Annotated in this window: 43 protein-coding genes; 42 read left to right on the top strand and 1 reads right to left on the bottom strand. The window is 44.2% G+C overall.

The features are described from left to right. The 16 genes from RUW00_RS13555 (at position 1) to RUW00_RS13475 (ending at position 7,617) form a co-directional block, all read left to right on the top strand. On the top strand, positions 1–192 hold the full coding sequence (locus RUW00_RS13555; protein WP_014470596.1) for a helix-turn-helix domain-containing protein: 192 nt from the start codon (positions 1–3) through the stop codon (positions 190–192). A 150-nt stretch (positions 193–342) separates the two neighbouring features. Then, entirely contained in the window at positions 343–915 is a 573-nt protein-coding gene (locus RUW00_RS13550; protein WP_015388430.1) for a helix-turn-helix domain-containing protein, read from the top strand. Further along, positions 912–1,169 (top strand): YqaH family protein, encoded by a 258-nt coding sequence (locus tag RUW00_RS13545; protein WP_095240926.1) that lies wholly within the window; start codon positions 912–914, stop codon positions 1,167–1,169. Before RUW00_RS13550 ends, RUW00_RS13545 begins: the two co-directional genes overlap by 4 nt. Then, positions 1,166–1,369 (top strand): YqaI family protein, encoded by a 204-nt coding sequence (locus tag RUW00_RS13540; RefSeq protein ID WP_014470593.1) that lies wholly within the window; start codon positions 1,166–1,168, stop codon positions 1,367–1,369. The genes RUW00_RS13545 and RUW00_RS13540 overlap by 4 nt, the downstream gene beginning before the upstream one ends. Before the next feature lie 102 nt (positions 1,370–1,471). Continuing rightward, complete coding sequence (locus RUW00_RS13535; protein WP_007408617.1) at positions 1,472–1,660, top strand: hypothetical protein; 189 nt, start codon at positions 1,472–1,474, stop codon at positions 1,658–1,660. Continuing rightward, entirely contained in the window at positions 1,657–2,574 is a 918-nt protein-coding gene (locus RUW00_RS13530) for a hypothetical protein (protein ID WP_095240925.1), read from the top strand. Before RUW00_RS13535 ends, RUW00_RS13530 begins: the two co-directional genes overlap by 4 nt. Continuing rightward, positions 2,534–3,331, top strand: a complete 798-nt coding sequence (locus tag RUW00_RS13525; RefSeq protein ID WP_283772078.1) for a PD-(D/E)XK nuclease-like domain-containing protein — start codon at positions 2,534–2,536, stop codon at positions 3,329–3,331. Before RUW00_RS13530 ends, RUW00_RS13525 begins: the two co-directional genes overlap by 41 nt. Positions 3,332–3,528: 197 nt before the next feature. Then, positions 3,529–4,230 carry a DnaD domain protein gene (locus RUW00_RS13515; RefSeq protein WP_061046883.1) on the top strand — a complete coding sequence of 234 codons (702 nt, stop codon included), beginning with the start codon at positions 3,529–3,531 and terminating at the stop codon, positions 4,228–4,230. After that, positions 4,115–5,062 carry an ATP-binding protein gene (locus RUW00_RS13510; RefSeq protein WP_141228462.1) on the top strand — a complete coding sequence of 316 codons (948 nt, stop codon included), beginning with the start codon at positions 4,115–4,117 and terminating at the stop codon, positions 5,060–5,062. The genes RUW00_RS13515 and RUW00_RS13510 overlap by 116 nt, the downstream gene beginning before the upstream one ends. Then, positions 5,059–5,202 (top strand): hypothetical protein, encoded by a 144-nt coding sequence (locus tag RUW00_RS13505; protein WP_315956641.1) that lies wholly within the window; start codon positions 5,059–5,061, stop codon positions 5,200–5,202. Before RUW00_RS13510 ends, RUW00_RS13505 begins: the two co-directional genes overlap by 4 nt. Before the next feature lie 94 nt (positions 5,203–5,296). Beyond that, on the top strand, positions 5,297–5,725 hold the full coding sequence (locus RUW00_RS13500) for a RusA family crossover junction endodeoxyribonuclease (RefSeq protein ID WP_015388419.1): 429 nt from the start codon (positions 5,297–5,299) through the stop codon (positions 5,723–5,725). 58 nt (positions 5,726–5,783) lie between these two features. Further along, positions 5,784–5,936 carry a hypothetical protein gene (locus tag RUW00_RS13495; RefSeq protein WP_014470584.1) on the top strand — a complete coding sequence of 51 codons (153 nt, stop codon included), beginning with the start codon at positions 5,784–5,786 and terminating at the stop codon, positions 5,934–5,936. Between the two features lie 79 nt (positions 5,937–6,015). Next, positions 6,016–6,219, top strand: coding sequence for an XtrA/YqaO family protein (locus RUW00_RS13490; protein WP_003155894.1), 204 nt, complete (start codon positions 6,016–6,018; stop codon positions 6,217–6,219). Positions 6,220–6,250: 31 nt separating this feature from the next. After that, positions 6,251–6,535: a hypothetical protein gene (locus tag RUW00_RS13485; protein ID WP_015388418.1), complete on the top strand. Its 285-nt coding sequence runs from the start codon at positions 6,251–6,253 to the stop codon at positions 6,533–6,535. Further along, on the top strand, positions 6,532–6,789 hold the full coding sequence (locus RUW00_RS13480; protein ID WP_015388417.1) for a hypothetical protein: 258 nt from the start codon (positions 6,532–6,534) through the stop codon (positions 6,787–6,789). Before RUW00_RS13485 ends, RUW00_RS13480 begins: the two co-directional genes overlap by 4 nt. Positions 6,790–6,792: 3 nt before the next feature. Beyond that, complete coding sequence (locus tag RUW00_RS13475; protein ID WP_015388416.1) at positions 6,793–7,617, top strand: DNA adenine methylase; 825 nt, start codon at positions 6,793–6,795, stop codon at positions 7,615–7,617. Between the two features lie 143 nt (positions 7,618–7,760). Here RUW00_RS13475 and RUW00_RS13470 read toward each other — a convergent pair whose 3' ends face one another. Further along, a complete protein-coding gene (locus RUW00_RS13470; RefSeq protein WP_017417491.1) occupies positions 7,761–8,111 on the bottom strand; it encodes an Ig-like domain-containing protein in 351 nt (116 codons plus the stop codon). Between the two features lie 108 nt (positions 8,112–8,219). Here RUW00_RS13470 and RUW00_RS13465 point away from each other — a divergent pair, with 108 nt between their 5' ends. From RUW00_RS13465 to RUW00_RS13340, 26 genes are all read left to right on the top strand, one after another. Then, positions 8,220–8,654, top strand: coding sequence for a hypothetical protein (locus RUW00_RS13465; RefSeq protein WP_213390685.1), 435 nt, complete (start codon positions 8,220–8,222; stop codon positions 8,652–8,654). A 10-nt stretch (positions 8,655–8,664) separates the two neighbouring features. Continuing rightward, the gene (locus tag RUW00_RS13460; RefSeq protein ID WP_173602903.1) at positions 8,665–8,838 is read left to right on the top strand and encodes a hypothetical protein; all 174 of its coding nucleotides are present in this window, start codon (positions 8,665–8,667) and stop codon (positions 8,836–8,838) included. Between the two features lie 85 nt (positions 8,839–8,923). Next, complete coding sequence (locus tag RUW00_RS13455; RefSeq protein ID WP_048367969.1) at positions 8,924–9,541, top strand: hypothetical protein; 618 nt, start codon at positions 8,924–8,926, stop codon at positions 9,539–9,541. Between the two features lie 91 nt (positions 9,542–9,632). Further along, positions 9,633–9,761, top strand: coding sequence for a hypothetical protein (locus RUW00_RS13450; RefSeq protein ID WP_095241029.1), 129 nt, complete (start codon positions 9,633–9,635; stop codon positions 9,759–9,761). Positions 9,762–9,775: 14 nt separating this feature from the next. Next, positions 9,776–10,291: a sigma-70 family RNA polymerase sigma factor gene (locus RUW00_RS13445; protein ID WP_015239615.1), complete on the top strand. Its 516-nt coding sequence runs from the start codon at positions 9,776–9,778 to the stop codon at positions 10,289–10,291. Positions 10,292–10,395: 104 nt separating this feature from the next. Beyond that, positions 10,396–10,533, top strand: a complete 138-nt coding sequence (locus RUW00_RS13440) for a hypothetical protein (protein WP_017417495.1) — start codon at positions 10,396–10,398, stop codon at positions 10,531–10,533. Positions 10,534–10,830: 297 nt separating this feature from the next. Beyond that, the gene (locus tag RUW00_RS13435) at positions 10,831–11,043 is read left to right on the top strand and encodes a helix-turn-helix domain-containing protein (RefSeq protein ID WP_003155868.1); all 213 of its coding nucleotides are present in this window, start codon (positions 10,831–10,833) and stop codon (positions 11,041–11,043) included. A 181-nt stretch (positions 11,044–11,224) separates the two neighbouring features. Next, positions 11,225–11,437, top strand: coding sequence for a transcriptional regulator (locus RUW00_RS13430; RefSeq protein WP_031378531.1), 213 nt, complete (start codon positions 11,225–11,227; stop codon positions 11,435–11,437). Between the two features lie 135 nt (positions 11,438–11,572). Further along, positions 11,573–11,830 carry a hypothetical protein gene (locus tag RUW00_RS13425; RefSeq protein WP_095240918.1) on the top strand — a complete coding sequence of 86 codons (258 nt, stop codon included), beginning with the start codon at positions 11,573–11,575 and terminating at the stop codon, positions 11,828–11,830. 178 nt (positions 11,831–12,008) lie between these two features. Continuing rightward, positions 12,009–12,173, top strand: coding sequence for a hypothetical protein (locus tag RUW00_RS13420; protein ID WP_017417499.1), 165 nt, complete (start codon positions 12,009–12,011; stop codon positions 12,171–12,173). A 79-nt stretch (positions 12,174–12,252) separates the two neighbouring features. Continuing rightward, positions 12,253–12,972 carry a phage terminase small subunit gene (terS, locus tag RUW00_RS13415; protein WP_017417500.1) on the top strand — a complete coding sequence of 240 codons (720 nt, stop codon included), beginning with the start codon at positions 12,253–12,255 and terminating at the stop codon, positions 12,970–12,972. Then, entirely contained in the window at positions 12,959–14,167 is a 1,209-nt protein-coding gene (locus RUW00_RS13410) for a PBSX family phage terminase large subunit (protein WP_278071927.1), read from the top strand. Before terS ends, RUW00_RS13410 begins: the two co-directional genes overlap by 14 nt. Beyond that, positions 14,167–15,570 (top strand): phage portal protein, encoded by a 1,404-nt coding sequence (locus tag RUW00_RS13405; protein WP_278071734.1) that lies wholly within the window; start codon positions 14,167–14,169, stop codon positions 15,568–15,570. Before RUW00_RS13410 ends, RUW00_RS13405 begins: the two co-directional genes overlap by 1 nt. Further along, positions 15,557–16,483 (top strand): phage minor head protein, encoded by a 927-nt coding sequence (locus RUW00_RS13400; RefSeq protein ID WP_017417503.1) that lies wholly within the window; start codon positions 15,557–15,559, stop codon positions 16,481–16,483. The genes RUW00_RS13405 and RUW00_RS13400 overlap by 14 nt, the downstream gene beginning before the upstream one ends. A gap of 102 nt (positions 16,484–16,585) precedes the next feature. Further along, positions 16,586–17,173: a DUF4355 domain-containing protein gene (locus RUW00_RS13395; RefSeq protein ID WP_017417504.1), complete on the top strand. Its 588-nt coding sequence runs from the start codon at positions 16,586–16,588 to the stop codon at positions 17,171–17,173. A gap of 15 nt (positions 17,174–17,188) precedes the next feature. After that, a complete protein-coding gene (locus tag RUW00_RS13390; RefSeq protein WP_017417505.1) occupies positions 17,189–18,106 on the top strand; it encodes a phage major capsid protein in 918 nt (305 codons plus the stop codon). 4 nt (positions 18,107–18,110) lie between these two features. After that, a complete protein-coding gene (locus RUW00_RS13385; RefSeq protein WP_278071735.1) occupies positions 18,111–18,452 on the top strand; it encodes a hypothetical protein in 342 nt (113 codons plus the stop codon). A gap of 1 nt (position 18,453) precedes the next feature. Then, positions 18,454–18,705: a hypothetical protein gene (locus RUW00_RS13380; RefSeq protein ID WP_315956640.1), complete on the top strand. Its 252-nt coding sequence runs from the start codon at positions 18,454–18,456 to the stop codon at positions 18,703–18,705. Between the two features lie 8 nt (positions 18,706–18,713). Further along, positions 18,714–19,013, top strand: a complete 300-nt coding sequence (locus tag RUW00_RS13375; protein ID WP_015388403.1) for a phage head-tail connector protein — start codon at positions 18,714–18,716, stop codon at positions 19,011–19,013. Further along, entirely contained in the window at positions 19,010–19,348 is a 339-nt protein-coding gene (locus RUW00_RS13370; protein WP_017417508.1) for a phage head closure protein, read from the top strand. The genes RUW00_RS13375 and RUW00_RS13370 overlap by 4 nt, the downstream gene beginning before the upstream one ends. Next, on the top strand, positions 19,341–19,757 hold the full coding sequence (locus tag RUW00_RS13365) for an HK97 gp10 family phage protein (RefSeq protein ID WP_017417509.1): 417 nt from the start codon (positions 19,341–19,343) through the stop codon (positions 19,755–19,757). The genes RUW00_RS13370 and RUW00_RS13365 overlap by 8 nt, the downstream gene beginning before the upstream one ends. A gap of 18 nt (positions 19,758–19,775) precedes the next feature. Beyond that, positions 19,776–20,174, top strand: a complete 399-nt coding sequence (locus tag RUW00_RS13360; protein WP_017417510.1) for a DUF3168 domain-containing protein — start codon at positions 19,776–19,778, stop codon at positions 20,172–20,174. Between the two features lie 13 nt (positions 20,175–20,187). Then, positions 20,188–20,712 carry a phage major tail protein, TP901-1 family gene (locus tag RUW00_RS13355; RefSeq protein WP_017417511.1) on the top strand — a complete coding sequence of 175 codons (525 nt, stop codon included), beginning with the start codon at positions 20,188–20,190 and terminating at the stop codon, positions 20,710–20,712. Further along, entirely contained in the window at positions 20,687–20,968 is a 282-nt protein-coding gene (locus RUW00_RS13350; RefSeq protein ID WP_031378544.1) for a fibronectin type III domain-containing protein, read from the top strand. The genes RUW00_RS13355 and RUW00_RS13350 overlap by 26 nt, the downstream gene beginning before the upstream one ends. Beyond that, positions 20,937–21,224 (top strand): fibronectin type III domain-containing protein, encoded by a 288-nt coding sequence (locus RUW00_RS13345; RefSeq protein WP_223152009.1) that lies wholly within the window; start codon positions 20,937–20,939, stop codon positions 21,222–21,224. Before RUW00_RS13350 ends, RUW00_RS13345 begins: the two co-directional genes overlap by 32 nt. A 56-nt stretch (positions 21,225–21,280) precedes the next feature. Then, complete coding sequence (locus RUW00_RS13340; protein ID WP_266121946.1) at positions 21,281–21,787, top strand: tail assembly chaperone; 507 nt, start codon at positions 21,281–21,283, stop codon at positions 21,785–21,787. Positions 21,788–21,815: the final 28 nt, after the last annotated feature.

Raw genomic sequence — 21,815 nt, 5'->3', positions numbered from 1 at the left:
ATGACACGCAATACATTAACTGTGCAGGAAACAGCTGATTACCTGGGTGTTCACCATGACACAATTTACACAATGGTTCGAGAAAAACAAATTCCTCACTTTCGTGTGCGAAATCGGATTTTCTTTACCAAACACAATATTGATGCATGGATCGAAGCACAAGAACAAGCAATCATGAAAGAGGCTCTATAGAGTAAATATTTGTTTTTATTGTGGCCACAAAGCGAAATTTAGAGCCATGAGGCCGGATATTCGAAAAATCATAAGCCAATACAATAAAACATCTTTTGACCCTAATTAAATTTTAACAGCAAACAGCTGAATATATCAGGAGGCAAACATATGGAGAACAATCCGTACAACTTGCGGAATTTACCGAAGATCATGCGCTGTGTTCGTAAAGCGGCCGGGTTTACACAATATCAGATCGGCAGTTTGATAGGCGGGAAGGATCAACGTTACGTTTCCGATGTTGAAAATGGTTTTAGTAAGCTGACCCCTGAATTATGCATCAGGTGGTTTGAGGCGTGCGAGGCATACGAACATATTGATCTGGTACATTACCTTTTCAAACTGCACCCGACAACGGCAGCTCCAATAGACCCAGCTCTTAATGAGAGCGCAAGCACAGCGGTAATCAACATGATTCACCAGCTTGAAGAAGCATTGCAGGCAACAAAGCATTTAGCGCGCTGGCTGGCAAATGATAGGCCAGGCCGACAGGCGGAAGAACTGCCCATGGCCGATATTAAACAGATTTTTGATCTGATCCCAGCAAACAAAACGCTGATATATTCGCTGGCCCGCAGTCATGGCCTGAACATGAAGGAACTGGCTGAAAGATGGACGCGGAAAGCGCTAATGAGTCAAGTTGCAATGGCAAAAACAGAGGAAAGGCAGGCGGTGCTGGTATGAAAATCAATCAGTTTCTTAAAGCAGATGCAGATTCAGCAAAAAGGAAAATCGAGTCGGCGGAAAGGCTCTCTATCATGCTTTCGGAGGCGTTACGGGATGGCGATTATGAAGAAGCTATCAGTCTTGCAGGGAGCATCAAGGTTCTTACAGAGGATATTAACCGGCTGGCGAATAAAGGACGCTTACACCAAACCGTTTTAAATATGGCAGCTCGCGGGATTCACCTGAGTGTTGTAGGTAGGTGTTCACAATGAATATTGAAAATCCAATGGTTCTGAACAACTGGCATGACAAGCTGACTGAGCCGGAAACGCAAAAGGATTTCTTTGGGGATGAAGTAACGGCTTTCGATGATTACGTGATAGATAGTGCTGAAGGTGAAGTCATATTGAGGGAAAACCTTGAGCGGTATCTGAAGGAGCATCTTGGTTTTGAATTTAAAAATGAGCAATAAAAAAAGCCCACTTGGCAGAGTGGACTTCAAAAGGTCTTTTGGTAAAGATTAGTTCCTTTATTATACCAAATTACCTCATAAAAGACAATGGAGGTTTTACACATGGCAAAACGAATAACAGCATCTTTCAGTGACCGGGCGGACGATCAGAAGCGTTTAAGAGAAGTCGGCGGCTCAATCATGTTCAGTAAAGGCAAACCCGTATTTTCCTTTCCGTCAATGGATGCATACCGAGAATGGCAGCGGCTCGGCACAGAAGCTTATTTGAGAAAGGTGGCAGAAGCACAATGAACGGACTATCTCAGGTAGATTACTCAGATTACATGCCAGCACCCCAACAGGCCACAGGCGTGACTACGGAAGCGATGGTAAGCCGACAGGCTCAAGAAGTACAGGCGGCTATGGTTATTGCAAAGAAATTTCCACGGGACGTATATGCGGCGTTTGATCGGATTAAAAAAGCATGCGAACGGAGATTGCTGGCCGAGAATGCGGTGTATGAGTTTCCCCGCGGTGGCACAAAGGTATCTGGTCCATCTATCCGGCTGGCGGAGGCCTTGGCACAGAACTGGGGGAACATTGATTACGGAATTATGGAGTTGGAACAAAAAGCTGGTGAATCATCTGTCATGGCTTACGCTTGGGATCTTGAAACGAATACCCGGCAAACCAAAATTTTCACTGTGAAGCATGAACGGAAGGCACGGGGCGCCATTACAAAACTGGATGATCCGAGGGATATTTACGAAATGGTTGCCAATCAAGGAGCCCGCCGGGTTCGCGCCTGCATACTTGGAGTGATCCCGGGAGACATCGTTGATGCGGCGGTAGATATGTGTCAAAAAACATTGATTAGCGGTCATAAGGAACCACTGGAAGACCGGCTCAGAAGCGCCTTCTCCCTATTTAAAAAAGAGTTTGGCATCACTAAGGAAATGATTCAGGAGTACATCGGAAGTAATGTTGATGCCTTTACTGAGCAAGATTTCCTGAAAATTGGCCGTATTTACACGTCACTGCGAGATGGGATGGCGAAGAAAGAGGATTACTTCAATGTGAAGGCCACTGGCGCGACTAAATCAAAGGCTGAGGAAGAATTTAAAAAGCAGAAAGAGCAAGCTGACAAGCCTGCTGATAGTAAAGAAAAGGCGGGTGATCCTGCTAATGCGGATACCGGCACTGAACAAGGAGAATTATTACTCTAACGAGATTGATAGATACTACATGTCAAATTCTCAATATAAAAGCTTTTTGCAATGCGAGGCTGCTACTATGGCAAAGTTGAACGGAGAATGGACGCCGCCCACTTCGGAGGCGCTCCTCTTCGGCCAATATGTTCATGCCTGGCTTGAAGGTGAACAGGCTTTTGATGAATTTAAAAAGAACACCCCATCACTTTTTACACAAAAGGGCCAGCTGTACAAGCAGTATCAGTTAGCTGATCTGATGATTGAGGCGATTCAACATGACGAACTCTGTATGTTCGTTTTGCAAGGAGAAAAGGAAGTCATCGTAACTGCTGAATTGTTCGGTGTTCCGTGGAAAGGAAAGCTGGACGTATACAACCCAGCTGGCGGCCGTTTCTCCGATCTGAAAACAGCGCGGTCATTGCGGGAGAAAGTTTGGGACCCGGAAATAGGATATTGCTCTTTTGTTGAGGCATACGGATACATCGCTCAGATGGCGCTTTACGCAGAGATTGAAAAACGGATGACTGGGCGTAACGAATGGCTTGAGCCCCTGATTGTAGGGGTTTCAAAAGAAGATCCACCTGATAAAGCTGTCATCAATATTGATGAAGGCAGGATGGAAGTAGAGCTTGAAGAGATTGAGCAGCGGATGGATCGGATTTTGCAAGTGAAACACGGCGGAGAGAAGCCGGAGCGATGCGAAAAATGCAAGTATTGCCGGGCCACTAATCAACTGAACAGCATCATCCATTTTTCGGAGTTGGTGAGCTGATGGAAAGGGAGTTGATCAGGATTCCCATCCCACATTGTTATCTCTGGCTGGTCAAAACGGTTCAGCGCGACATGAGAAAGGACTTGTATACCCGGTACACGACTGACTACTTAAAGACAAATGAGCCGTCTCTGAGATTAGTAGAAATAGATTTCAAGGCTCTGACAGCACTGTGTGAAAGGAAGTAGGTGAGCGGCATGGATATGCAAGGTTTGGGGTATGTGGTCCTACCTCGGCTGCCATTTAAGGATTCACGTGATGAGACAATATACGATTATTTATTCAAACGGGCGGAGTACAGGGCAGATCAAGAACTAAAGGTCGGGCAGACAATCGTTAAGCTTGTGGATTTAGCCAAGCGCTTCAACTGGTCTTCTGATCAGATCAAATACTCGTTAGATCGGATGGTAAAGCAAGAGTATTTGAAGCTGGACCGGCTGCCGCAAAAACGTGGTTTCATTGTGACGGTGTTGAATTATGCCGAGTACATACAGCTTGGAAATTACAACAAGAAGATAGACCCGGCTCCAATACCTTTAGGACAGCAGGAGGTTGACGAAAAAATGAAAAATGCATTTGAACTATTCGAAAACAAAACAGCCCGCACCATTGGCACGATGGAGGTTCAGCGGCTCGGGTATATGGTGGATGATTACGGTGAAGAGAAAGTCATGGAGGCAATGAAACAGGCTTTCAGAAGCAAGGGCAACAACGTCAATCTGAATTACATTGAAGCAATCCTCTCAAACCCATTCAGCCAGAGACGAAAGGAGAAACAGCAGTATGGAAGCTCGCAAAACGCAAGAAATGGACGCAGCAATGAAGGCCATTCTAACCAAGCTCCGGGATCGGTCAGCAGCATCTTCAACGGGACAGGCCGTCTCAGAAGAAAAGGCTGAATATGAGTGCTCTGACTGCAAGGATAAGGGCATTATCGTTTACCGGATTCACCAAGACACAGAGCGCCAGCTGAGGAAAGATCATAAGACAATGGAGAGCCTGGCCCCCGATCAAATGGTCAGAGAAGAGGATTATCTTGCGGGGAAAGTATGCTTGCCGGATAAGGCCCGGGAATGGAAAACTACATTTTCAAAGCAATGCGAGTGTGTAAAACGGAAAAAGATCGCCCGGCTTATGAAGGCCAGCGGCATCACGGAGGAATTCGAAAAGCTCCTTTTTGGAACCTTCATTAAGGACGGGAAGCCAGACATGATCAAGGACGCTTATGAGTGCGCGGTGGAATACTATAAGGATTTTCAGAGCATCAAGGGAAAACGTTCAAACAGTATCGCTTTGCTCGGGCAGCCGGGGAGCGGTAAAACGCACCTGTTAACGGCGATCATGAACAATCTAATCAAGAAAAAATCAATTTACTGCATGTATTTCCCATACGTAGAGGGAATGGGTGATCTGCGAAATGACTTTGACCAGCTGGAAACAAAGCTCGACGCCATGCGGAAAGCTGAAGTTCTGTTCATTGATGACTTATTCAAGCCAGTAAAGGGGGAGCCGCGGGCGACAGATTGGCAAGTGGAACAAATTCAATCGGTTGTGAATTACCGGTACCTGAACCATAAGCCTCTGCTAATCTCTTCCGAGCTTGATATGGGCGAAATTTTGGATATCGACGAGGCGTTGGGCTCCCGGATTCATCAAATGTGCAGAGATTACACGGTGATCATTAAGGGCGACCGGATGCAATTAAATCATAGGTTAGGAGATTGGGAATGACGGAAAAAGCGAACTTCATAGCAACCGGCGGCATGTATCTGTTCGGGCCCGCCGAGCAAACGGCCGGCCAGGACCTTTCCCCGGCGATCCGGGTGCTTGAGGAAAAAATCAAACAAATGGAGCTGGTGCACAGTGCTTAAAGCGTTTATCCTGCTGCCAGCCATCATCCTCACAGCGCCGTACAAGGAAAAGCAGATTCAGCACTGGGAACAAATTGACGGGAGGTAATGACGGTTGGATTCCATTCAGTTTATAGTTTACGGCGAGCCTGTTGCACAGGGGAGGCCGAGGGGATCTGTTATAAATGGCAAGGTTAAAATGCGTGATCCTTTGAAATCAAAGAATTTTAAACAATATGTTGCGCTGGTGGCGTCACAGTATCGGCCAAAACAAGTTATTACGGGACCTGTGGCAATGGATGTCAGAGTATTCAGACCTATGCCGAAAGCTGTATCCGGATCCAAGAGGAAAAAGGAGAACGCTGAGAGAGGACTTTTACGCCCTGTAACAAAGCCGGACGTCGATAACTACGTAAAAGGTGTCAAAGACGCTTTAAATCATTTGATATACAAGGATGATAGTCAGGTAGTCGATTTGAAGGTCAGTAAGTTTTACAGTGAAGAACCCCGAGTGGAAGTCATTATAACGGAAATCCTGCCATAACGCTTTGCGGCAAAAGTTTGGTGCTTGAATACTAAATCAATTCAGGAGGTTATGTGCTATGCAAGAAAAAATCGATCCATACAAGCCTGGTCCAGTTAAGGAGTGGAAAATGACGCCGGAGCAGTTGGCGGCATACGTCGAAAAGCATCCAATCATCTACCGTGAGGAATTAAAGCCATCTGCCGGCTTAACGATGCGGCTTCCGTCGTAAAACGTAAAAAAGCACCGAAGCCGAAGCCCCGATGCTTGTATGAACTGGTACTTCTATCATAGCACAGGGGGCGGCCAGAGTGAACAAGCCAACAGAAATAAAAAATCATGAAACAACTATTCAGCAAAGCATCGAGCCGGGGAAAGTCCGCATCATCGTTTTAGATGGCACTGAAGGGACTGCTCATCTAATGGACGCCCCGGAACACGGTAAAACAATCATTCAAACAATAAAAGGCGGCCTGGCTCGTTGTGATTACGAGATCGGTCATAAATTCAAATAGCAGGGGTTTCCCCTGCGGGGGAGGAACGGGCATGAAAGAAAGAATTGAACGTCTGAAAAAACTGACATACATTCCTCAGAAGGAAATTGCTTGGCTTATTGAGCAAGCTGAACAGACTGTTAAGCAGCAGGAAATCATCGAGGAAAACAAGCGTCAGCAGGAAGTAACAGTTCATCAATTTCGACAGGCACAAAAGGACATTCAGCGTCTAAGCGGGGATAGAAAACGATACAAACAGGCATTAGAAAAGATCATTACTAATCTGAGTTTCGCGATAACAGTTGCCAAAAACGAATTGGAGGGTGCAGCAGAATGATGCCATTACAAGTGGAACTGCAACGGAACGTGAAGGCCACGAAGGACGAAGCAATGACCGTCGAGCAGGCGGCCGAGCTTTTAAAGGTTCACCCGGACTACATCCCGACGCTTGTCGCTCGTTCTGACGATCTGAAAATGATCGGCGATACCATTATCGCTAAACGAGATAAAACAAATATCTGGCTGGTCGGGGCATGCGTGGGGCTTTTCTTCTTCGCAGTCTCCGTGCTTCCAAATTTGATCGGGGGTTAAGGAATGGGATTTCCGCGGATTTTACACTATCCGGGCAGTAAATGGTCAATGACAGACTGGATCATCAGCCATATGCCCGAGCATAAAACATACGTTGAACCTTTCTTTGGATCCGGAGCATTGTTTTTTAATAAACAGCCCTCGACCATCGAAACAATCAATGATCTGGATAGCAGCGTGGTCAATCTATTCAAAGTCATTCGGGATCATCCGGAAGAGCTTGCGAGATTAATTGAATGGACGCCGTTATCCAGAGACGAATATTACGCCTCCTATGATTCTGAATCAGGCGATGAAATAGAGGACGCCCGACGTTTTCTCATTCGTTGCTGGCAGGCCATAGGAGCGAAAACAAGTGACCGGACAGGCTGGCGGAGCTTGATCAGTAGTAACGGGCCTGACACAGCAAAAGAGTGGGGTAAACTGCCTGCAAAGGTATTGTTAGTAGCCAAGCGACTGAAAGAGGCTCAGATTGAACATCAGCCCGCAGTCCAGCTGCTTGAAAGGTATAAGCGAAAAGAGGTTCTTGTTTACGCGGACCCGCCTTACATCATCGAAACGCGGACAAAGCGGCATTACAAACACGAAATGACAATAGAAGATCATGTTGAACTGCTTGAGACGCTGGATGAACACCCTGGTCCTGTTCTTCTCTCAGGGTATGCACATCCAATATACGATGAACGACTCAGGCATTGGAAAAGAGAAATACGAGAAGTATCAGCGGAAGCCGGGGCCAAACGCCAAGAAGTGTTATGGATCAACCCGGTTGCTGCTGAACAAAGTTACTTTCAGCAATCATTGTTCAGTTTGGAGGCCCGGTCATGATCGAATACCATTGCCCGGACTGCGATTACACCAAATTTGATTTAGAAATCCGCGCAGATGCCCGCTGCCCGCATTGTGGGCGCTGCATAGGTGGTGAAGTGGAAAAATAGAAGAGCATATTAGAATGCTCTTCTATTAGAAAATTAATAGACAAATACGTGTAACTGACCGTATACTGATCCATTTTTGAATATAGTTAAATATGCATTTCCAGCTTTATTGCCACGGACAAGTCCATTGGTATCTACTGTGAAAACAGCGCTATTATCTGAATGATAAGCGAATCCTGATCCTAAATATTTTGCATCTAATTGTTTAGAACCCCCAGCTCTCACTTCAAAAGTATCGTAATAGGCTTTAATTGGACCAGGAGATATAGTTGTTTGCATTTCATTTTTTTGAGGAGTTATCTCCTTAGCTGAAGCCATACCACTAATTGAAAAAGCTAATACAGGAATCGATAGTGCAGTCACAGCAATCTTTTTGAAATTCATTTTAAACACTCCTTTGGTTTTTTATGGAACACAGTAAGAATTCGAGCAAAATAACGATTATCCTTGTAAATAGATGTTAATTATTTGTGAATTAGGAAGGGGAAAATAATGAAAAAACTATTCAAATCAATCATTTTATCAGCTGCATTACTTACGGGAGCGGCGGCCGTTGCGCCGTCTGCTTCCGCAGTATGGTCCGGCTGGCAAAACGAATCCGGGTACAGCGGCCGGGTGTTTACGGATGCCGCGACCTACACGGCCAGTGCCTCAACGGTGGACTGGAAAACCGAGAAAAAAGGATCAAGAACACTTTATTACACGGCTGGCGTATACAAGAAGCGCAGCGGCGGCGGGCTGACTGATACGAATTTAGTACAGCGGGGCAGCTTCAAAACGGCAACGCCTCTGAAATCATTCAACGTGAAAACGATCCGGAATAAGATCGGAAAGGGAACCTATGTCATCCAGCTTGACTGCTACTCTGATTCCGGCAAGAGGAACTATATCGGAACGTTTGAATCAGCTAAATTTCAAATCAAATAAGGGGGATTCGATGGCGCTGAGAATAGTTTTTCTGCTAATGGGGTTAGGATTCTGGTTTTATTTTCAGTACGAATATAGGCCTGACATGAAAGCGAACATCACATTAATAGGCGCAATCATTGCATTCACGGCCGCGGCGTTTTTTCAAGATATTGATAAGTATGCTAAATTTGAAAAAGAATAGAATAATATGAATTTATTAGAATTTCTTTTTACTGTATAATTTGTGTAAAAAATAGGAGTGAAAAGTCATTGATATAAATTTCTTTTTGAAAACTGAAGGTATAGGAACAAATATCATTAGTGATTTCCTGTTAAACCCTAGCCTGTGGGGATCATTAATCGGATCTGGAATATCTGCTTTGGTAGCTATAACAATTATGCAACACAATATCAAACACGAAAGGCGGGTTTATAAAAGGACACAATTAGAAAGCTCTTTAAAAGAAGCAAGGTTCCTTGAGCATTCAACTAACCTTTTGATTAGAGCTGTTGGATCCTATACGTCCCTAGAGGCGAGACATTATAATATTGATGAAAGAATAATGCACTACGAAGAGTTCTCTGATATAAAAGAAGAAGATCAACAGGAATTAGATAATATACTTAAGTCAAAAGAACATATTAAAAGAAACCTTTTTATATATTTAAACAGGATAAAATCAATAGATAGACAAAATCTCAGTGTAGATAATTATCAAATATATTTAGAAATTTTAGGTTTGTGTGAAAATCAAATAGAAGATTTATTGGTGAAAAGTTATAAGTTAGCACAGGGTGGGTATGCAGATACTTTTTCAGTTTATTTAAGAGATTTAAACGGAATGAATTTTAGATTAAAAGACATAATCAACTCAAGCATTAAGGAGCTTGAAGAACTTAAATAAGTCCAAGATGGAAAGCCTGCGGACACTAATCATTGCACAGAATTACTGTGCTTTGGTTGGTGTCCGTTTTTTATTTGAGCGGAGGGATGACATGAAGCAGAAAAAGAAAAAGCCCAATAATAACACGCAGGAGCGCTCAGATCGTTTCTGGCAACAAATGATGAACACGAACATGCAAACTCTTAAACGAGGTAAGGGCGGCGCATTTAAGCGCAATTAAGGGGAGGAATCAGAATGCAAGATTTAATCATTGAATACAAACGGGCTTTAAGAGAAACAAGAAAGATGTACCGGCTCTACAAAGATACAGCTGAAGTCAATCTGACGGCCGAACAGATTAACGACAAAAAGATTATTAGTAGCATGATCAGCGATATTGAATTCACTCTCGAATGGCTGCAGAACGGAAGACAGCCCGGCGCCCGCCGAGGTGCTGACAGAAGAGACGCATACCAAAGGACGATTCTTGCTGATCCGCGCTTAATTGATGCGCTCCCGGAAGAATACGCAATCGTTCAAGAGGCTGAGGGAGAGGTAAGTGATTGGGATAAGGAAAGAATCGCTGATGCCCTATCCGTGCTTACTGAAAGAGAAAAAGACATTTTCATGATGCATGCTGTGCAAAACATGTCATTCGAAGAAATCGCGCAGTTATTGGGGATTAAAAAAGGAACTGTGCAGAAGAACATCGAGCGTTCCCGCCTGAAAATGAAAAATAGAGCAGATCACAGCCTATTCTGTTTAGCGTGAATAGGCTCTTTTTTATTGGAGAAATAATGAAAAAAGCCCACTAAATTACTTGACGTAAGTAAAGTATTGAGGTATAATTAAAGTATAGAAAGGAGGGAAAGAAAGTGGCTGAAATCGCATTGATACTGGGGATTATCCTCACAACTCTCACAGTTGTTGAAAAAGTCCTCATCATCAGGGAAAAGCTTAAAACAAAAAAGCCCAAAATCAAAAAACGCAGACGTCCAAGAAAGCGCAGATGATTTTGAGCCGAGGGAGAAGGTAGCGCTTCTCCCTTGCTCCAAGTATAACAAATGCGGCGACTAAAGAAAAATACCTGAAAGCCAGCCACTTTCAAAAAAATGAAAAGTGTACAGTCCACCACCGATATTGTTGTTCTTCTCGCCCTGGCGTATATGCTGTTTTTCCGTCAGGATGTGGCAGCGGGACCATTGAAAACGGCTCTCGACATTAGTCTGATCATTTTATTTGTTGTTTCGATCATTGAGAAAGCATTTTCCCTTTACTTGAAATATCGCGAGAAAAAAGGATGAATAAAAATGTACAAGCCTAAAGAGCGTGACGCAATCAAGAAATTTCTGAATGAAGAGATACTCAATACAAGTGAGGCGCTTGAGATATTGGGGTTCACCCGTCAGTATCTGAATCAGTTAGTAAAGACCGGGGAATTAGAGCCGATGAAAGAAATGCCCCGGGACAGGCTTTTTCTGAAAGAGGATATTTTGGATTTTCAAAAACATAGAAGGAAATGAGCAAATATGAAAAAATTAATCGATGGTTCAACGATCTTATTCTTTATTCTGTTTGTGATATTGTTCACTAATTTTAATTATGGTGATCTCAGCACTTTCGATATTATTACTATGATTTTGGCACTGATCTGGTTTGTATTGACTATAATTAATATAACCCTAAAATGGAGAAACCTCCGAAATGGCTAAGTTTATTTTTGAGAGTATAGACGAGCTGAGAGATTTTATGGATAAAGAAGTCATAACGACATCTGAAGCCATTGAGATAATCGGATGCAGCCGGCAGAACCTCAAGCAGCTGGTGGATTATAAAACATTGGTTCCGATTAAAACTACGAACAGAGATCGCCTATTCTTGAGAAAAGATATTGAAGGCTATAAAAAGAAACGTTGATTGCACCCTGTCAAAAGGGTGTTTTTTCGTCTTACGGTTGCCACCTATTTATGAAAGACACTTTCGTTCGACAAATTCTGCGAATGGTTCCTTTCTCCTACTCCTTAACCGATAATAAGGTGGGAGGTGAATGCAATGGATATTGATCAATTAATTAAAGAAGGCGAGAAAGTCATAGGCACAGCGATTAAACATGAAATGACTGGGAAAATGATTCTTAAAGGTGCAGAATTAGAAACCTGGGCTATGAAAAGTGTAATTTACGCTGAACAAAACCTCGAAAGTATTTATTTAATTGAAAGGTTAAGAGAAGACGCTAAAGACTTAAAAAAAGACGGCTATGACAAAGCCAATGCTATTCTTGGTGTATTAAAGGCCTCAAAAGAAGGTTAAAATTAAGCATCCTGCGGGGTGCTTTTTTATATTCTCTGTAAACCGGGTCCAGTGAATCTCAGATAAAACAATTGGCGGCTGACAGCCTCTGAGTGTGGGCGCGGTTTAGAGAGAATATATAGTTTAAATGGAAGATGTTTGATATATTGTTTTTAGATAGAGAAAGAGGTGATAAAAAATGGCGACCTATAAAATTACTTTTATAAATGGTGAGGTAGTACACCATCAAGGGCGTTTTAAAGCTGATCTTGACGACATTAGAAAAGGTAAAATCAAATTTTATGAATTTGAAGGAACCTTGTATAATGTAGATCACATTTTTTCCATTGAGATAGTTGGGTAATCATAATCAAGAGCCTTAGGGCTCTTTTTTATTTTTTCCAAAACAAACACGAATCAGAAGGGGGCGGCGGTGAATGTAGATGGCTGAAAAGCACATTCAGGCGTATAAGGATTACGTCAAAGGCATGAAATACAAGGACCTTGCCGAAAAATACGGGGTGTCAGTGAACACGATCAAATCGTGGAAGCAGCGGCATGGATGGGAAAGGAAAAAGGGTGCACCCCCTGAAAAAAGTGTGCACACAAAAATAGGCGGGCAACCCGGCAACAAAAACGCATTAGGAAATAGCGGAGGGGCGGCTCCGGCAAGAAATCAAAACGCTGTATCACATGGGTTCTTTTCAAAGTATCTGCCGGAAGAAACGCTTGAAATCATGGAAGAGATTCAGGAACGTTCCCCTGCTGATATGATATGGGATCAGATTCAAATACAATATGCAGCCATTCTACGGGCGCAACGCATTATGTTTGTGCAGGATCAGGATGATGTAACCAAAGTTATGAAAAAGGAGAAGCCAGGTATGTTTGGTGATGAGCGAGAATGGGAGTTTCAATTCGCATGGGATCGTCATGCAACATTCCTGAACGCTCAATCTCGGGCAATGGGCGAGCTCCGGAGCTTGATCAAGCAATTTGACCAGCTGGCGCATGAGCAAGATGAGCGGCGCCTTAAATTGGAGCAAATGCGCTTGAATATCGAGAAGACGAAGAAGGCTGTTAACGGCGGCGACGGAAACACCCAAGAAAATGATATTGCCGCAATGTTGAGGAAAATGGTGAATGCCGATGGAACTGAATAAAAAGCAAAAGGAAGTTTGGGACAGCTTTATTAAAGAGCAACCCAAAATTCTAATTTGTAGCGGTGCAAAGAGGGCAGGAAAAACATTCGTGCTCCTTTTGACGTTCCTTGCTCACGTCAGCAAGTATCAAAACATGGGTTTATCCTTCATCATCGGCGGGGCTACTCAGGCAGCCATAAAACGAAATGTCTTGAACGATATGGAATTGATTCTGGGTAAAGAATTGAGGCTCGACAAGTCGAATGCCGTTGAAATATTCGGCAACCGTGTTTATTGCTTTGACGGCGCCAATGCTGATTCATGGAAAAAAGCGCGGGGGTTCACATCAGCCGGCGCATTCCTGAATGAAGCGACTGCCCTGCATGATTCTTTCATGAAAGAAGTCATTTCCCGGTGCTCCTACAAAGGCGCTGTGGTCATGATGGATACAAACCCCGAAAACCCGATGCACACCGTCAAAACGGATTATATCGACAAAGACGGGCAGGTATTGAAAAGCGGCCGGCTGAACATCCGGTCATTTCATTTCTCGCTGTTCGATAACAATTTTCTCGATCCGGAATATGTGGAGAGCATCGTGGCATCGACGCCGAGTGGCATGTTTACAGATCGGGATATACACGGTTATTGGGTGGCGCCTGAAGGAGTCATATACAAGGATTTCAATAAGGACATTCACTATATCAGCTCTGAGGAATTGGAAAACAGGCGCGTCAATTTCAAGAAGTATTTTGCGGGCGTCGACTGGGGATATGAGCACCCGGGTTCTATTGTTGTAATCGGACAAGATGACCAGGGGTGTTTTTATTTGCTCGAAGAACATGCCAAGCAACATGAGGAAATTGATTACTGGGTGAAGGTAGCGAAGGACATCAAAGAGCGATACGGCAACATCAATTTCTACTGCGATACTGCGCGGCCGGAACACGTTCAGCGATTTCGCAGGGAGAAACTACGTGCATTGAACGCTGATAAGGCGGTCATATCCGGTATCGAAGAAGTGGCGCGGCTGTTTAAGCGAAATGAATTGTTTATTGTGAAAGATAAGGTTGCTCTCTTCGAAAAGGAAATTTTTATGTATGTTTGGAATCAAAAGACTGGCGATCCTGTGAAGGAATGGGACGACGTGCTGGACTCACTCCGGTACGCTCTGTATTCGCATAATAAACCGAAAAGACGGAGAGGGGTGAGTTGATGAATCATTTTATAGACATGATTGAACAGTCCGGCATAACACCTGAATTGATTGACAAGATCATTCAGGAGCATAAGCCGGATCATGACAGAATGAAAAAACTATATGATAGGTACCAGGCTGAGGTTCAGGGCGTTCCGATCTTATCCAGAGAAGCCATTGAATACGAGGATTTTGAAACAGGGAAATTAAAACGTATTGATCACAAAGTAAACAATAGGCTAAACAACTCGTTTGATTCTGAAATCATTGATACAAAGGTGGGCTATCTGTTTGGTCATCCAATTGCGTATGAGTTTGATGAGAGCGGTGAAGCAAGTAATGCAAAACTTGTGAAACAGCTGATTGAAGGTTTCAATACGGAAAACAACATTGCTGATGAAGACAGCGAGTGGGGGAAAATGGCCTCTATTTGCGGTTACGGTGCCCGCCTCGCTTACGTTGACCGTTCTGGAAACGAACGTATAAAAAATATTGATCCATGGGAATGCGCCTTTATTACTGATGGAAGCATCCATGAACCTACTTACGCTTTGCGATACTACACGGTGTACGGCGGCAAGATTAAAGCAGAATTCTATGATCAGAAATATGTTTATTATTTCAGTACGAAAGACAGCTCGGCCTTCACTCTTGATAAAAAAACTTTGCATCTTTTTGACGGCTGCCCCTTATTCGGTTTAGCGAATAACAAGGAACTAAAGGGAGATGCCGAAAAGGTTCTTTCGTTAATTGATGCGTATGACCGCACGTTGTCCGATGCATCGAATGAGATTGAGCAATATCGACTGGCTTATCTAATTTTAAAAGGGCTTGGCGCGGATGAAGAGACGCTTGATCAGCTCAAAAAGACCGGAATCCTTGAATTGTATGACGAAAAAGACGACGTAAGCTATCTGACAAAGGATATAAACGATGCCATTATAGAAAACCATCTTGATAGGTTGGAAGAGAATATTCTCCGTTTTGCGAAATCGGTCAATTTCTCCGATGAATCTTTTGGTGGGAATGTTTCAGGGGTTGCGATGAAATATAAATTGATGTCGCTTGAAAACAAATGCATCACAATGGAACGGAAGATGACGGCTGCTCTGCGTTATCAATATAAATTGATTTTTTCCGCATGGGACACTAAAAGGCAAGCGGCAGCGGAAGATTATAAAAAAGTTTGGTTTGGATTTAAGAGAAACCTTCCGGCAAATGTACTGGAAGAAGCAAACACGACGGGACAGCTTAAAGGAATGGTAAGCGAAGAAACCCGCCTGTCTCTGCTGTCGTTTGTTGATGATGTCCAGTATGAACTGAAGAAGATGGAAGAGGAAGAAGAGGAATACAGGCTCAACATGCCACCGTTAACGGATGTGGAAACAGACGCGGGCGGTGATGAAGATGAACCAGAATGATATTGATAAGTACCTGGACGACATGATCACTGAGGATGCTCAAAAGATTGATGTCGTTTTTGCATCTCGCTTAAAGGAGATCAATGCACAAATTGCCCGGCTGTATGCGAAGTACAGCAAGGACGGCCAGCTTACTTTTGCCAATGCCAACAAATACAATCGTCTGAACAAGGAAATGGAGAGGATGGTCGAGGAATCTCACAAGGCTTTCAAAACCATTCTGACTATTGTTGAGGCATTAGCAGCAAAGCAGTTTTTAGAGAATTATATGCGTTCTGCTTATCTATTTGAAATGGAATCCGTGGTTAACTTGGGTTTTAGCATCCCGACAGCTGAAGTGATCCGGCAGGCCATTCTAAATCCCATAGCTGAATTGACTTTGTCAGCGATATACAGGCGGCATCGAGATGATTATGTCCGGCAGATTCAAATTTCCGTCGCACAGGGCCTACAAGCGGGGGAGGATTATTCAAAGATCGCCCGCCGCATTGAAAGAGCAACCGAATTTGCCCGCAGGAAAGCCCGTGACGTTGCGAGAACAGAAGCTCATCGGGTACAAGTCTCGGCAAGGATGGAAAGCGCTGAGAAGGCCTCAAAACGGAGCAACCTTAAAAAGATGTGGAACGCTACCCTGGATCTTAAAACACGATCTGGCCACAGGAAGCTGGACGGGAAGACAATAGAACGCAATGGGCTGTTCAAATCAATTTACGGCGGCGTCGGCCCGGCTCCGGGGCACATGAATAATGCGAAAGATGACATAAACTGCCGTTGTACGATTGCTTTTAAAGTAAACGGCGTCTTGCCGGATACGAGAAGGGCGAGGGAAGGCGGCAGCGGGGCAGGTCAAACAATCCCATACCAAACCTATGAAGAGTGGTACAAATCCATTGAGGAAAAGGGAAGCCGTTAAACAGCGGCTTTTTATTTTGTCCTGAGCATGACGTTAAAAGGCTTATTTTTCATGCACTCATAACAGGCGCGCACTGTAGAGGGCGAAGGAGGAAGAAACGTAATGCCAACTTTAGAAGATGTGAAAAAATTTCTCGAAGAAAATAAAGAGAACGAAGAAGTACAGTCGTATCTAAATGAACTTTCTGCCGTGTCTGCTGACAAGGTGAATGGGTTTTTAGATACAGAAGAAGGAAAACGTCTCATTCAGCCTCGGTTGGATTCTCATTTTACAAAAGGGCTTGATACGTGGAAGGCGAACAACCTCGATGCTCTGGTTGATGCAAAGGTAAAAGAGCTTTATCCAGAAGAAACAGAAGAGCAGAAGCGGATCAGGAAGCTCGAAAAGGAGCTGAAAGATCAAAAGACAGCAGCGCAACGTGAAAAGCTTTTAAACAAAGCTGTTTCTTATGCTTCCGAAAAGCAACTGCCGTCAGATGTAGATGTAGTGGGATTCTTTGTCGGTGAGGATGAAGAATCAACGATGAAGAACCTCGGAGCATTCGAAGAGAAGTACAATGCTGCACTTCAAAAGGCTATTGAATCCAAGTTTCAAGAGAATGGCCGTGATGTCCAGTCCGGCAGCAACGAACCGACAAATCAAGATTTAGACATTAGCTCGCTTGCAGCTGAAGCAAGTATTAGAAAATAAGGAGGGCTATCTTTAATGCCAACATTTAACCCAAACAATGCATTAATGCAAGACTCAGTAAATGGGAAGGTTCCAACTGAACAAGGGACGCTAGTTTTAAAAGAGTTTATGACCCAATCTGCTGTCACGAAACTAGCAAAATTTGAAGAAATGACTAAGCCGGAGAAAGAATTCACGTACTTGGCTTCTGGGCCGGGGGCATACTGGGTTGGAGAGGGCGATAGAATTCAAACATCTAAGGCCCAATGGTTAACAGCAAAAATGATTTCAAAGAAATTGGGTGTCATCATCCCTGTTTCTAAAGAATTCTTGCGCTACTCTGTAACAGATTTCTTCACACAAATGCGCCCGGCTATCGCTGAAGCCTTTGCGATCAAATTTGATCAGGCTGCGTTATTCGGTGTAGATTCACCGTTTGGAAAAGGCGTATCTGTATTTGAAAAAATCAAGGAATCTGGTAACGCTATTGCGTTAAACTCACTTGGCAATCTATATGATGAGTTAAGCGGGGTCATGGCTCTGGTCGAAGACGCTGACAAAGATGTAAACGGCTTTACAACAACACGCCGATTCCGTCAAAAGCTCCGCGGCACAAAGGATGGTAATGGTCTTCCGATCTTCAACGATGCGACAGGTGGTGCCACACAGCAAGCACTTGGCCTTCCGATCGGATATGTGGATTCTAAGTCATGGGATTACGAAAAAGCGGCATTACTTGCGGCTGACTGGAATTACACACGTTACGGAATCCCTCAAGGCATGGAATACAAAATCTCAGAGGATGCAACATTGACAACGATTGTCGATGCAGACGGAAACCCGATCAACTTGTATGAGCGTGATATGGTTGCTCTCCGTGTAACTCAGCAAGTCGGATTCATGACATTGACCGATGATGCTTTTGCTGCTATTACACCAGCAACGGAGGCGTAAGCTTATGGGGTACACATCTAAAAACTATAACACTAATAACGGCGACAAATTGGTGATCGGCGGCGAGCTTGAAATAAAAGAAGGCGCGAAGGTTACCGGGTTATCGGGTTCTGCGCCTGCTCCTGCTCCTAAAACTATCACTTCGGAAATGATCGGCGACGGAGAAGTGAAAAACATCAATATCGGTGATGGGTCCGTCCAAAACCGTAATATTGGCACCGGGAGCGTTCAAACAAAAAATGTGGGAGATAAGGCAGTTACTTTAGCAAAACTCGGTGACGATGTGACAGCAAAACTATCTGATTTAGAGAATCGGATAAAAGCACTGGAAGGAGGCGGCGCATGATATGAAAGCATCTAACGGTTCCAAAACCATTGAATGCACTGAAAAGGCTTTTGAGGTGGTTTATTCTCACATTGGTTTTAAGAGAGTGGAAGAGGCCAAGAAGCCAGCTGCCGATCTTCTTGATATGACTGAGGCTCAACTGCAGAAGGTAAACAAAGATGAGATTATTGCTTTCTTGAAAGAGAATGAATATGATTTTGACCCTAAAGCGCCTAAAGACGAACTGATCAAGTTTGTCTTAGGTGAAGAGTAGGTGATTCAGTGGACATCGCACAAGTAAAGCGAATGACAGAGATTAAGACAGATAGGCATGACGAATATTTATCTGAAATAGTCCCTATTTTGATTGAGTCTGCCAGTGATTTTTGTAGCAACACTTTCGACCCGGAGGCTTTGCCAGCTGGCGTGAAGCTTTTTGTTGCGAAGGCTGCAGAATATAACATGAATCCTTCTGGACTTTCGGGAAGAAGCATGGGGGATGTGTCATATTCGTACAATACAGAATTTCCTCGGTACATCACTAAACACCTTACGCCATATCGAAGGCTGAGAGTTAAATGATTTATGAGGAATTCCCCCACGAAATCACGTTTCAGCGGATGGAAAAGGTGCCGGACGGCGGCGGGGGCTATGTTGAAAAATTCACTGATTATCTCACAACAGAGGCCTTTGTCGGTGGGATTACGTCCCGGGAATATTATCAGGCTCAACAGCTTCAGAATCCGGTTGATTGCAATGTGTATTTCCCGTATCGCAATGATATTGAGAAGACAATGCGGATCATCTACGAAAACAAGGTGCTGACTCTCAAATCAGATCCGATCGACCAGGGCGGCATGCATGAGATTATGAATTTGAAATGTCAGGTTACGGGGGTGCTGAAGGGCAATGGCTGAGGTGAGCGGTAGATGGGTCAGGCAGATGCAAGGAGCCACAAGCGAGTTCAGAAGCCGGGTCATAGATGATATTAAGCAACTGGTCACAGACACGGCCGAGCTGATTTACAGCCATGCTGTTCTGAATGCTCCGACCGCCGCAATAGACGGGGGAAACCTGAAAAATTCAATTGAAATCGACTACCAAGAGGGCGGCTTACGGGCCGTTATTTCTGTTGGTGCCGATTATGCTGTATATGTGGAATACGGAACAGGGATTTACGCAGAGGAAGGCGGCGGCCGGCAAACGCCGTGGGTTTATTACGACACCAAGCTAAATAGATGGGTAGTCACCCGGGGAATGCGGGCGCAGCCGTTCTGGAATCCAGCTGTGGACGAAGGCATGCGGTATTTTGCCAGTCAAATGTGATAGAAAGGAGCTGTCATCATGCGATCTGCCCTGTGGCCGTTGCAGGCTGCTCTATTTAAGAGGTTATCAACAGACGAAGAGCTGAACGGGCGCGTCACAGGCGTCTTTGATGCAGTCCCGAAAGATCAGGAAAAGCCTTATGTGACAATGGGGGATGATGATGTTTCCCCATTTAAAACCAAGACATCCAGCGGTGAAGAAATTAATGTCGTTCTGCATTGCTGGTCAGGTTACAACGGAAAAAAAGAAGCTATGGAGATTTTGAGCCTTATGCTTCAAGCATTGACAAACAGGCCCCTAACAATAGAGGGCTTTTCTTTATGCCGTTCTGAGATGCGCAGCATGCAGGTGATCACCGATATTGACGGGTACACGCGTCACGGCATTCTCAGAATGCGCTTCACAATAAACAATTGAGAGGATGAACAAAATGGCAGATTTATTGAATGGTATTGATGAGGTTTACTTTGTTCAACCGATGAATGCTACTTCGACTGAAGGTCTGTTTATCGCATTCCAAACAGAAGGCAGTCATACGAAAGAACAAGATACAAAAGATGAATCAACAAAGTCTGGCCGAATTGTTGGGTACGGCCCTAAATCTGAGAGCATCGAACTGACATATTATGCTGCTGTCTCTGATCCGGGTCAAACGGCGATTGAAGATGCTTATGACAACGAAGAGACAGTTCAGGTATGGAAAGTAAACCTGAATAAAAACAAAAACGATAAGCATGATTCTGAATATGGACATGCAATCATCGAGAACTTAGAAAAAAGTGCACCGCAAGATGGGTTTATTGAGGTTTCAACAACATTGCCTGTTCTCGGTAAGACCCGTAAAGGTGAACTTGATCCTCTGCCTCAAGAATTAATTGACGAGATCAGATCTTCTGCCGGTGCCAAAGAGTTCATGCAGTTTGGCGAGAATGCCAAAAAAACAACTACGCCCTAAGGCGCCCCAAAATCTATCGTTCACGGCTACAGCTGACAGCGTGACCGTGAAATGGGATGCGGTAGATGGGGCAACTTCATATAAGGTATACAGGGGAGCGAGCAAGCAGCTGGACGCAACTGTCACTGGCACATCCCACACCTTGACAGGAATTGCGGCCGATACGAAACTCACGGTCAACGTCTCTGCTGTGAACGATGCGGGTGAGTCCTCAATGACTGAGATTGTTACGCAAACACAAGCGGTTACGCCCTAACGTTCCCCGCAATATAACTGCGAAAAGCGCCACTTCAAATCAGGTGAGTTTTTCATGGGATGCGGTGAAAGGGGCGACATCTTACAATATTTACAGGTTTTATGCAAAAATAGCGACTGTCTCAAAGAATTCGTACACGTCGAATCCTAATCTAAAGCCGGACACCGCCTACATTTTTAACGTGTCGGCAGTGAACTCGGCCGGGGAATCGGAACGATCGGCTAATTTTACGATACGAACAGAAAAGGAATCATAGGGTCCGGGCTTCCCGGGCTCTTTTTTAACATACAACAATAATCGGAGGTTTTATAAATGGCTTACTTAACTATCGGAGATAAAGAATACAAATCACGTTGCGACTTTGCTTTTGACAGATTAGCAAACGAAAAATATTCCACTGCGGACGAAAAGGGCAAAGGCGGCACAATGAATATTTACATGAGCTTGCTCAACGAAGAGGCTTCCTATCTTTCTGCTTTTTGGGATTGCGCACTTGCTTACTTGAAGAAAGAAAAGCCATCAACTGAGGCTATTGAGGAAGCAATCATAAAAATCATTGATGAAGACGAAACAGGCGACGCAATTGACAAGATGATCAATGAAGCATTTACGACATTGGACTCAGCGGGTTTTTTCAGAGGCGTGATCCGTCAGCGGTGGAAGATGATGGAGAAGATGAACAAAGGGAAGAAACCGGCTCCGAACGAAACACCGGAAATGGAAGCGAAACGGCTGGAGGACGAAGAGAACGGCAAGGAAGTCTTGAAGATGATGAAAGAGGCATACAAAGAGAGAACGGGATCGACTACGACCAAATAATTACGAACTCCGCACATTGGCTCGGGGT

Origin of the sequence: Bacillus sp. IS1 (assembly GCF_032461585.1) — a bacterium.
Taxonomy (GTDB): Bacteria; Bacillota; Bacilli; order Bacillales; family Bacillaceae; genus Bacillus; species Bacillus velezensis.
This window is presented reverse-complemented; position numbering and strand designations above follow the sequence as displayed.